Here is a 9,711-nt window from a genome sequence, read left to right on the forward strand (position 1 = left end):
GATACGCGTCAGCGCTTCACCGGTCTTGTTGACCAGTTCGACGCCGCCGCTGACTTTCTGCGTCCCCTCTTGCATCGAATCGACCGCGCCGCGTGTGTCCTGCTGAATTTGCCGGATCATATCGCCGATTTCCTTGGTGGCTTTGGTCGTCCGCTCCGCCAACTTGCGGACTTCGTCGGCGACGACGGCGAATCCCCGCCCCTGTTCACCGGCTCGGGCGGCTTCGATCGCTGCGTTCAGAGCCAACAAATTGGTCTGATCGGCGATATCTTCAATGACGCGGACGATTTCACCGATTTGATCGGACGACTTGCCCAGCTCGGCAATGATGGTCGCCGAGTTGGAGACGGCTTCCGACAGATGTTGCATGCCGGAGATGGTATCGGCCACCACCGACCCGCCGTTCTTCGCGGTCTGGACCGTCTCTTGCGCCAGCGTCGCCGCCTTGCCGGAATTCTGAGCGACCTGACTCACCGTCGCATTCATTTCCTCCACCGCAGCGGCGGTCTGTGCCGCGCGGGAGGTCAGGGTATCGGTGCCCCTGGAGATTTCCTCCGCGGTCGCGGACAGTTCGACCGACGCGGAGGCGACCTTATCGGTCACATGGGCGACTTTGCCGATCATCTTCTGCAATTTATCGATGAACATATTGAAGTAGCCGCCGAACTGGGCAATTTCATCGTTGCCGTCAGTTGGCACACGCTTCGTCAAATCGCCTTCGCCCTGAGCAATGTCCTTGGTAATATTCGCCATGTGAGCCAGCGGCTTGAGGACAATGCTGCGGAGCAGCAGATACGTTGCGATGACAAGGGTCAGGATAATCCCCAGCAGCAAACCGGCCGTGCTCCACAACGATTTATCGGATGCAGCCTTGCCTTTCGTCATGTTCATGCCGATGCTTAGCACGCCCAGAACGTCGCCGACCTGTTTGTCCGTGTGGCAGCCGATGCAGGCTGACGACGTAGCCTTGTCCACCGATGCCCGACGGAACGTGAGCACCCCGTTGACCTCTTCGATGCGAGAAAAGCTCTCGGCTCCGCCCATCACGGCTCGCGCCGCCTCCGTTTCAAACGCGTCCTTCGGCGAATTGGCTGGATTGATGGGACTTTGGCTGATCATCCTGGCCGTAAAGAGCCCGCTCTTGTTGGCTTCTTCTCCCATTTCACGAGTCGCGGTTGCCGGAAAGGGAATCGCATCGGGGTTGTTCGCATGGTCCTTCGCCACGACGATATCGCTTCCGACCTTGCTCTTTTTCAGTTTCCCGACATAATTCTGCGCGATGTAGCTTCGGGTGATCTGAATCTGGGTTTCAAGCAGTTTCCCGCGCTGTTCCAACAGTAACTGTAATTTATCTTGCTCCTGCTGATAAATAATGCCCAGCCCGATGAGTGACATCACCGCAGCGATCGCTCCCATCGATATCGCAAACTTCGGTCCGATATTCATGCCCTTCAAGAACGTATTCATAGTGCCTCCTACCCCTCTCCATTGTGAATGAACCAGTCCGATACCCGTTTGCCCGCTACACCATATTGAGAATTTCTCCCACGACCCCCGACAGCGGAATGACTTTATCCGCGCAGCCTGCTTCCACCACCGCTTTCGGCATGCCGTAGACGATGCAGGACTTTTCATCCTGGGCGATGGTCCGGCCCTTGGCGGCCTTGATGGCCTTCATGCCTTCCAGACCATCGTGCCCCATACCGGTCAGAATGACGCCGATGCCCCGTTCTTCGTACACCGAGGCGACCGACTGCATCATGATGTCGGCGGAGGGGGCATGTAGATGATGCTCGATGTTCGGGCTCAAGGAAATCACGGTGCTGGTGATGGTTCTACGTTTGACCCGGCATTGAACCCCTCCAGGCGCGATCAAGATGCGACCAGGCTTCACTTCATCCCCATCGGCGGCTTCCTTCACTTCGAGGCCGCAGAGCGAGTTCATGCGATCGGCAAAGGGTTTGGTGAAGGTCTTCGGCATATGTTGTACGATGACGATCCCCGCTGGAAAATCGGAGGGAAAGGCGGGAAGTACTTCGATCAACGCCTGTGGTCCCCCGGTCGAACAGCCGATGGCCACGATCCGACTGCCTCGCGTGACGCTGACCGAATGGGAGGTGAGCCCCATCGGACGAGGCGTAATGACGGGACGAGGGGCCCCGTTCAGGTTGCGTGCTCGCACTTTGCCGCCCGCTTGGCTGGCGGCAACAATTTTGGCGATCAATTCATCTTGAATGTCGTGGATCTTCATGGCCACGCCATCGAGCTGCTTGGGGATGTAATCGACGGCGCCCAACTCCAGCGCCTTCAAGGTGTCGCCGGCGCCTTCGGTCGTGAGGGAACTGACCATCAGCACGGGGACGGGATGTTCGGCCATGATGCGTTTGAGGGCCTCGATGCCGTTCATGCCAGGCATCTCGACATCCATCGTCACGACATCCGGTTTCAGCTGATGCACGAGCTGCAACGCCTCTTCTCCGTTGCGCGCCATACCGACGATCGCAATGCGCGGATCCTTCGTCAACATCGACGAGAGGCTCTTCCGCATAAATGTCGAATCGTCGACGATCAGGACTTGAATCGTTTTGACCATACCCTTCGATTCCTTCCACCAGACTTCACACGAACCGCTGTATCAGAAGCCGTAACCGTCCGTTTAAATGATGTACCGCATCAATTTTTCCGCGAACATTTTGGGATCGAACTTCGTCACATAATCCGTGGCGCCGACTTGGCGGCCTTTGTCCTGATTACAGGTTCCCGTCAACGAGGAATGTAAAATCACCGGAAGATGCGCCAACCTCGGATCCGCCCGGATATGCTTCGTCAAGGTGAATCCATCCATGTCCGGCATTTCGATATCGCTCAGGACCAGATTGACCCCGTGCACGTGGGACACCCCTTCCTTGGCCGCCACGTCCGCCAGTTGCTGCAGATAGTCCCAAGCCTCTTTCCCGGTGGTCGTTTGAATAAAAGGCACGCCGAGTTTTTCCAACGCCTTCCGGATCTGAGTCCTGGCGACGCTCGAATCGTCCGCAAACAATACGCATTTGGATTTCAGTTCCGGCATCACATGCAGCCCCGCAAACACTTCGTCGTCGGGACGCGGGCAGATATCGCTGAGTGTTTTCTCGACATCGAGGATCAGCACCATGCGCCCATTGTCCAGCATCGTGACGGCAGTCACCGCTCCTTTATTATTTTCACGAACCAATGCCGGAGGGGTCTTGATCTGCGACCAGGACGTGCGAATGATCCGGTCGACGGCCGCGACATGAAAGGCCTGCAAGCTGCCGTTGTATTCGGTGATGATAAGAATGCCGTTTTCTTTCGCTTCGAGTCTGGTGAGATCGACCTCATGTTCGCCGAGACCGAGACTGCGCTTGAGCGCGATGACCGGCACCATCGTCCCGCGGATATTGGCCATGCCGACGACGCGGCTGTCCGCTTCAGGAACGCGCGTGAGCTCCGGCAACTTCATCACTTCACGGACTTTGAAGACGTTGATCCCGAAGAGCTCGTTGGTCCCCAGGTGAAACAGCAACAGTTCCATCTGATTGGCGCCGGCGAGCCTGGTCCGCGCATCGATTTCGTTAATAAGTGTGGCCATCTACAACTCCTTATCCTCAGTGACGCACGCCGGAACTAGGCCGCAACTGCAACGGCCTGGTGCCACGCATGGGCATTCTCGACCAACTCGGAAATATCCAGGATCAAGACGACTTTTCCGTCTCCGGTGATGGTGGCGCCTGAAATGCCCTTGATGCTGTCCAGATATTCCCAAATCGACTTGATCACAACTTCTTCTTGGGAGCGGAGTTCATCGACCACGACGCCGATCCGCCGGTCGCCCAAAGCCGTCACGACGACATTGAAGCGCTCGCGGTTGGGATCGACGGGAATATCGAACTCTTGCGCGAGACGGAGCAACGGCAAGACGCGATCGCGCAGATGCAGGACTTCGCGTCCATTGATGGTCTTGATGTCCGATTTGGTAATCCGGACGGCCTCGATGACGGAACTGAGCGGAATGGCAAAGGTGGCACGCTCCACTTCGACCATCAGCGCTTGAATGATCGCAATGGTCAGCGGAAGCTTAATGGTGATGAGACTGCCCTTCCCCTGCTCTGACTCGATCTCCACGGTGCCGTTCATCTTGCGGATGTTGGTGCGGACGACGTCCATCCCCACACCGCGTCCGGACACGTCCGTCACGTTTTCAGCCGTGCTGAACCCCGGCAAGAAAATCAGGTTTACGACTTCGCGAGGTTCCATGGCGGACAACTCGGCCTCGCTCACCAGCCCTTTGGACAGCGCCTTGGCCTTCACTTTGTCGATGGGGATGCCTTTGCCGTCGTCCTGAATACGAATAACGATGCTGTTGCCTTCCTGGCTGGCAGCGATTCGCAAAACGCCTTCGACCGGTTTGTTTCTTTCATGCCGTTCCGTCGGCATTTCGATGCCATGGTCGATGGCATTTCTCACCAAGTGGACCAAGGGATCGCCGATTTCATCGGCGACGGACTTATCGAGCTCCGTCTCTTCTCCGTGCGTTTCCAGACGGACTTGCTTCCCGAGTTTCTGCGAGAGGTCGCGTACTAAGCGCGGCAACTTCGCGAGCACTTTTTTGATCGGAAGCATTCTGGTTTTCATGACGGCTAGTTGGAGGTCCGTCGTCACAAGGTTCAATTGTGTGAGGGTTTCACCCAAGGCGCGTACTTGAGGATCCGACTCATGGGTTTCGTCGAGGACCCCGCCGATTTTGATCAGGCGGTTCCGCCCTAAGACGAGTTCGCCGACGAGATTCATCACAGAATCTAACCGGCGCGTCTCGACTCTGATCGTTTGGTCTTCGTCAGCCGACTTCCCGGGCTTCTCCTGTTTGTGCAGTGCCTGGTCGAGTGCCCGTTCGGAAATAACTTTGGCCTGGATGAGCAGTTCTCCAAGAGCTTGCTTCGGCTCTGGCTGTTTCTGCTGCTGGGTTAAGGCATCGAACACCTGTTCCTTCGATGCCAAGCCATCATGCACGAGGATCTCGCCGATCGTCTGAGGTGGCGAGGCTGGCGCCGCCGGATCCGGGGATGGGGTCGCGGCTGGTGATGGGGCCGGAGCGGCCATGGATGGCTTCGTTGCGGGCGTTGTCCCTTCAAATTTCCCGGCTAAGACATCGTCGAGTTTCTTGGCCATCTCCTCTGTCGGCACATTGGTATCGGTGCCGGTGGCACGAATATCGTGCATGATGGCCTTGACCACGTCGACGGCTTCCAAAATGACGTTAATGATCGAGGGAATGACCGCCATTTCACCCTGCCGCATTTTATTGAGAATACTCTCGCCCCGATGCGTGACGTCCACGAGATGATTGAATCCCAGGAAACCCGCTCCGCCTTTCATGCTATGCATGGCACGGAATATTTCATTCAAGAGATCGGCGTTATTCGGATCGGCCTCCAGGGCAAGGAATCGCTGATCGAGCACATCGATCATCTCCGTCGACTCGGTTAAAAAGTCGTTGAGAATTTCCTTCATCTCATCTGCTTCATCGCTCATAGGGCACCTCAGTTAAATCCGTATTGCTTGAGAATTTCGTCGGCCAAATCCTGCTGCATGGACGTGTTCTTGGTCGCGGAGAGTTGCTTCAGCATGTCAGAGGCTTTACCCGCTTCAGCTTTACCTGCGCCCTTGGTGTACGGCCCAAAGACCACCACTAATTCGAGCAACTTGTGCTCCACCTCATCGATGATCGTCACAAGTTTATTCACGCTCTGCGCGACCAGATCCTGGAACGACAATGCCGTGATGATGTCCATCAGCGGCTTATTGTCGGCAGCAAGGGTGGCCCGAATCGCCACGATCTTCGACTTCACGGTGGCGGCGTCAGAACTGGCCAACCCGTTCACGAGTGCATCGAATTGCATATCTGCACGCTTCCGGTTCTCTTCGATCGCTTCGACCAGCTCCATAATTTTGTGGGTGCCGTCTTCCGTCAGCTTGCGAAGATCTTTCAGATGAGATGTGGCGTCGGGGAGCTGCTCCGCCGTCGCGCTCATCGGAGCGGAGAACTGGGAGATGGTCTTAATGGTCGTGTCGATAAAACGTGTCAGCTCTCCGATCTTCTCGAACAGCTGTGTGTCCCCAGACTCCTCCTCGTCGAGGTCGCTGTGGTCGGAGGGCTCGGGCTGGCCCGACCTTGCTGCCGAATCGCGTGTGATCATGGAAGCGGCCCTTCCTATTTATTGAAAATCTTGTTGATCTTTTCTTGCATCGTTTCCGCCGTGAACGGCTTCACAACATAGTTGTTGACGCCGGCCTGGATGGCCTCGATCAAATTTTCTTTTTGGGCTTCGGCCGTGACCATGAGCACGGGAATATGTTTGAGTGTTTCATCCGCGCGGATCGCACGAAGCATCTCGATCCCCGGCATCACCGGCATATTCCAATCGGAGACGACGAACCCGAACGGTTCGGCGCGGAGCTTGGTGAGCGCCTCCTGCCCATTCTCGGCCTCTTCCATATTGGTAAACCCGATCTGTTTCAGAATATTTTTCACGATTCTCCGCATAGTGGACATATCGTCCACCACGAGAATCTTCATATTCAGATCTGCCGGCATATCACAACCTCCTTAGACTTTTTGATAGACGACGGAACGTCCTGTCTGCATGGTCCGAAATAGATTCCCCATGTTCGTGAGCGACTCTGAGAATCCGATCACGAGATATCCGTTCTGCTTGAGCGTGCCATGAAGGTCCGTGACAATTTGCAATTTGGCTTTGTCGTCGAAATAGATCAGACAATTTCGGCAAAAGACGGCATCGATCCCTCGAACCAGCTTCAGTCGAGGCCGATCGTAGAGATTGAGATTCATGAATTTGACTCGCCCCTTGACCGCCGCCGTCAGCTCAAAGTGCCCTTTCTGCTCCACGAAATATTTCTTCTTCAGCATGTTCGGAACATGGCGCAGCGTATGAGCTTCATAGACGCCGGTCCTCGCCTGCGCCAGCACTGCGTCATTGATATCCGTCGCCAGAATCTCGATGTTCCAGCCGGCAAGCGGAAGATGTTCGAGCAGCATGATGGCGAGGGTGTAGGGCTCATCGCCTGTCGAACAGGCCGCACTCCAGATGCGAATCTGCTTGGTGGCCTTATTGGCCTCCATCAGCGCAGGCACGACGGTCTTGATGAAATTTTCCAGCTGTGGGATATCGCGATAGAAATACGTTTCATTCGTGGTGATGAGCTCGTAGAGCGAGGAGAGTTCTTTGTCCCGATAGGTGTCAAACCTCAGATAGTGGTAGTAGTCCTCATAGGTTGCCAGCTTGTGCTCCTTGAGCCGCGGCAACAGACGGCTTTCCAGTAAATACTTTTGGTTGTCTTGAAAGGAGATACCGGTCTGCTCGTAGATGAATGCACGAAACTGCTTGTAGGTCTCGTCGCTCATGACGAGCGACGCTTGCTTCGCTGCCTGCTTTGTCAGAGCTTGGTCCATCGTGTCCTTCTCTTGTTGACCGAGTCCTTGGGCGCGTCTGTACCCCCGGTGCTCTCGGCATAGGCCTTACAGCACGTGACGCAGGCAGAGGAGTCGGAGGTCCGAGCTCGCTACGCCTGTTGAGAGCGACTGTGCATCCATTCATGGATGTCACGACGGAGGAAGCGCCAATGCTTCCCGATTTTCGACGCCGGCAATTCACCGACACGCGCAAGCTTGTATACGGTGGACTTGGGCACCCGGAGAAACCGGGCTACGTCCATGACCGTCAAGATCTCGCCGTCCGCCGAAACCATTCCGTTCGCTGGAAACATCGTTGTTGTTGAGGCTGCATCATTCATAGTGAATTGGTTATCGGTGCCGCCAATAGAAAACTTGAGTGCCCGATGACGGTCGTTGGAACGCGACACCGCTCGTCTTGATATGCGTCTATAGTGGAGATCGGCGCTTATGTTTTGAGCGAAACAGCCGAATAAGAAATACGGACTTACACGAACCAATAGGAAACTGTCTCAATGGCCACTATCGTCTCTATCGCGTCGGGCAAAGGAGGAGTCGGCAAAAGTGTGATCGCGGCCAATCTGGCGTTGCTCCTGGCCAAACAAGGCAAACGCGTCGTGCTGGCCGACCTCGATATCGGCGGCGCAGACATGCACATTTTGTTCGGACTCTTGAATCCTCCACTCACCCTGACGGACTTTCTCAGTCGTCGTGTTGAACGGCTCGGGGACGTCGCACAGGCCCTCCCGGTCCACCCAGGCCTCACATTGATTCCTGGAACAGGCGACACGCTCGCGACCGCGAACATGCCGCATGCCAAAAAGAAACGACTCATTCGTCATTTACGGGAGCTTGAGGCCGATGTCGTCGTCGTGGATATCGGTGCGGGGACGAGTTATCACGCGCTGGATTTCTTTTTGATGGCGGATCACCATGTGACGGTCGCCACACCCGATCCCACCTCGGTACTGGATCTCTACCGCTTCATCAAACTCGCCGCGATCCGCCGCGTCCTGTCTTCGTTCCTCTCACGGGATGCGATGGCTGACGCGCTGTCGGATCGTGATTTTTCCAGCGTCGAAGAGGTGCTCGAAGTCGCGGGTCAGACCAACGAAGCCGGGCGAGCTGTTGCTGAAGCGACCCTCCGGACGTTTCACCCGGCCCTCATTCTCAATCGAGTAACCGGACGCTCCCGCGTCAACACTTCCGTGCTCAAGAAACTACTCACTCAATATATCGGGGCTTCGCTGACCTCATTAGGAGAGATTCCCGACGACCCCGCGATAGGACGAGCTGTTCGAGGATACCTGCCGGTCGTCGATTCCGAGCCGGCCTCTCCTGCCGCAGTGGCGCTGAAGACCACTGCCGACGCTTTGGCCATCCATATGGAGGAATCACGACGAGTACAAGAAGACCTTGCCCAAGCCGCTCTTGCAGCCAGCCTCCTCGTCAGCTCGTATGATTACGGCGTGCACGCAATCGCTCAGCCTGTGTCTGTAGAATGTGGCGGATGAGGTGTTCCTGATCGGTGGGAGCGAGGGACACAAATTCGGTCGCGATGTCGAAGCCCTGTCCATCCTTGCTCGCAATCGAGCGAATGACCCGTGCCGTCGCATCGATCGGCGTGAATGGCGGCAGCACGACTTTGATGCTCAATTTGTCCTCGGCGGCAAAGCACCGCGGGGAGACAAAGCCGATGCCCCCACCGCTGAGATTGACATCGGCGATCTGGGCGATGGGCACTCCGCCAGGATGCATCTGCGCGAGCGTCTTAACGATCACTTCCAGCAGCCAGTCGACTTTCATCATCCAGGGAAGCAACGGCGAATGCGCCAGATGTTCTCCCTGTTGCGCAAAGAAGTCGGCTGCCGGCTTACGCATGGCCTCCGCAATCGCCTGGTCGCTTGCTGGGGGCATCCCAGGTATGGAGGACTCCTCCAGCTCGATGATGAGCCGATATTCCAAAAGGACGCGATCGTCGATTCGAAGCCATTCCCGCCGTTCGTCTGATCGTGGCATGTTGGCTTGCACAGATGTTGGCATCGTGGATATTCCTCTAGCCCGCGTTACTCTCGAAACGACGTGAAGCGTATCTCGTTGAGGATAAGAGCGTATGGCTAGTGGCTTATAGCTGGTAGCAAAGACGCCCACTCTCCATTTCTGACCATACGCTATTGGCTATACGCCATATGCTCTTTTCTTTGGACGAGATACGAACGACG

10 protein-coding genes are annotated in these 9,711 nt (G+C 56.1%); 1 reads left to right on the forward strand and 9 read right to left on the reverse strand.

The window, feature by feature from the left end; genetic code table 11:
• The 8 genes from Q7U76_06605 to Q7U76_06640 form a co-directional block, all read right to left on the reverse strand.
• Nucleotides 1-1,467, reverse strand: a 1,467-nt coding sequence (locus Q7U76_06605) for a methyl-accepting chemotaxis protein (GenBank protein ID MDO8356043.1), incomplete at its 3' end; no start/stop codon positions are given.
• A gap of 55 nt (nt 1,468-1,522) precedes the next feature.
• Nucleotides 1,523-2,593 carry a chemotaxis response regulator protein-glutamate methylesterase gene (locus Q7U76_06610; protein ID MDO8356044.1) on the reverse strand — a complete coding sequence of 357 codons (1,071 nt, stop codon included), beginning with the start codon at nt 2,591-2,593 and terminating at the stop codon, nt 1,523-1,525.
• 63 nt (nt 2,594-2,656) lie between these two features.
• A complete protein-coding gene (locus tag Q7U76_06615; protein ID MDO8356045.1) occupies nt 2,657-3,610 on the reverse strand; it encodes a chemotaxis protein in 954 nt (317 codons plus the stop codon).
• A 35-nt stretch (nt 3,611-3,645) separates the two neighbouring features.
• Complete coding sequence (locus Q7U76_06620) at nt 3,646-5,550, reverse strand: chemotaxis protein CheA (protein ID MDO8356046.1); 1,905 nt, start codon at nt 5,548-5,550, stop codon at nt 3,646-3,648.
• Nucleotides 5,551-5,558: 8 nt separating this feature from the next.
• A complete protein-coding gene (locus Q7U76_06625; GenBank protein MDO8356047.1) occupies nt 5,559-6,215 on the reverse strand; it encodes a protein phosphatase CheZ in 657 nt (218 codons plus the stop codon).
• A 14-nt stretch (nt 6,216-6,229) separates the two neighbouring features.
• Nucleotides 6,230-6,613 (reverse strand): chemotaxis response regulator CheY, encoded by a 384-nt coding sequence (cheY, locus tag Q7U76_06630; GenBank protein MDO8356048.1) that lies wholly within the window; start codon nt 6,611-6,613, stop codon nt 6,230-6,232.
• Nucleotides 6,614-6,625: 12 nt separating this feature from the next.
• Nucleotides 6,626-7,489 carry a protein-glutamate O-methyltransferase CheR gene (locus tag Q7U76_06635; GenBank protein MDO8356049.1) on the reverse strand — a complete coding sequence of 288 codons (864 nt, stop codon included), beginning with the start codon at nt 7,487-7,489 and terminating at the stop codon, nt 6,626-6,628.
• A gap of 110 nt (nt 7,490-7,599) precedes the next feature.
• Nucleotides 7,600-7,803: a helix-turn-helix domain-containing protein gene (locus Q7U76_06640; GenBank protein MDO8356050.1), complete on the reverse strand. Its 204-nt coding sequence runs from the start codon at nt 7,801-7,803 to the stop codon at nt 7,600-7,602.
• A gap of 201 nt (nt 7,804-8,004) precedes the next feature.
• On the opposite strand from Q7U76_06640, the gene Q7U76_06645 reads away from it, so the two are divergent.
• A complete protein-coding gene (locus tag Q7U76_06645) occupies nt 8,005-9,003 on the forward strand; it encodes a P-loop NTPase (GenBank protein ID MDO8356051.1) in 999 nt (332 codons plus the stop codon).
• On the opposite strand, the gene Q7U76_06650 is transcribed toward Q7U76_06645, so the two are convergent.
• Nucleotides 8,939-9,532 (reverse strand): PilZ domain-containing protein, encoded by a 594-nt coding sequence (locus Q7U76_06650; protein ID MDO8356052.1) that lies wholly within the window; start codon nt 9,530-9,532, stop codon nt 8,939-8,941. The genes Q7U76_06645 and Q7U76_06650 overlap by 65 nt on opposite strands.
• Nucleotides 9,533-9,711: the final 179 nt, after the last annotated feature.

Source organism: Nitrospirota bacterium, from assembly GCA_030645475.1.
Classification (GTDB): Bacteria; Nitrospirota; Nitrospiria; order Nitrospirales; family Nitrospiraceae; genus Palsa-1315.

What these genes read in the sequence shown, in the direction of transcription:
- Q7U76_06610 (MDO8356044.1), bottom strand. Translation starts at nt 2,593, where the DNA reads ATGGTCAAAACGATTCAAGTCCTGATCGTCGACGATTCGACATTTATG.
- Q7U76_06615 (MDO8356045.1), bottom strand. Translation starts at nt 3,610, where the DNA reads ATGGCCACACTTATTAACGAAATCGATGCGCGGACCAGGCTCGCCGGC.
- Q7U76_06620 (MDO8356046.1), bottom strand. Translation starts at nt 5,550, where the DNA reads ATGAGCGATGAAGCAGATGAGATGAAGGAAATTCTCAACGACTTTTTA.
- Q7U76_06625 (MDO8356047.1), bottom strand. Translation starts at nt 6,215, where the DNA reads ATGATCACACGCGATTCGGCAGCAAGGTCGGGCCAGCCCGAGCCCTCC.
- cheY (MDO8356048.1), bottom strand. Translation starts at nt 6,613, where the DNA reads ATGCCGGCAGATCTGAATATGAAGATTCTCGTGGTGGACGATATGTCC.
- Q7U76_06635 (MDO8356049.1), bottom strand. Translation starts at nt 7,489, where the DNA reads ATGGACCAAGCTCTGACAAAGCAGGCAGCGAAGCAAGCGTCGCTCGTC.
- Q7U76_06640 (MDO8356050.1), bottom strand. Translation starts at nt 7,803, where the DNA reads ATGTTTCCAGCGAACGGAATGGTTTCGGCGGACGGCGAGATCTTGACG.
- Q7U76_06645 (MDO8356051.1), top strand. Translation starts at nt 8,005, where the DNA reads ATGGCCACTATCGTCTCTATCGCGTCGGGCAAAGGAGGAGTCGGCAAA.
- Q7U76_06650 (MDO8356052.1), bottom strand. Translation starts at nt 9,532, where the DNA reads ATGCCAACATCTGTGCAAGCCAACATGCCACGATCAGACGAACGGCGG.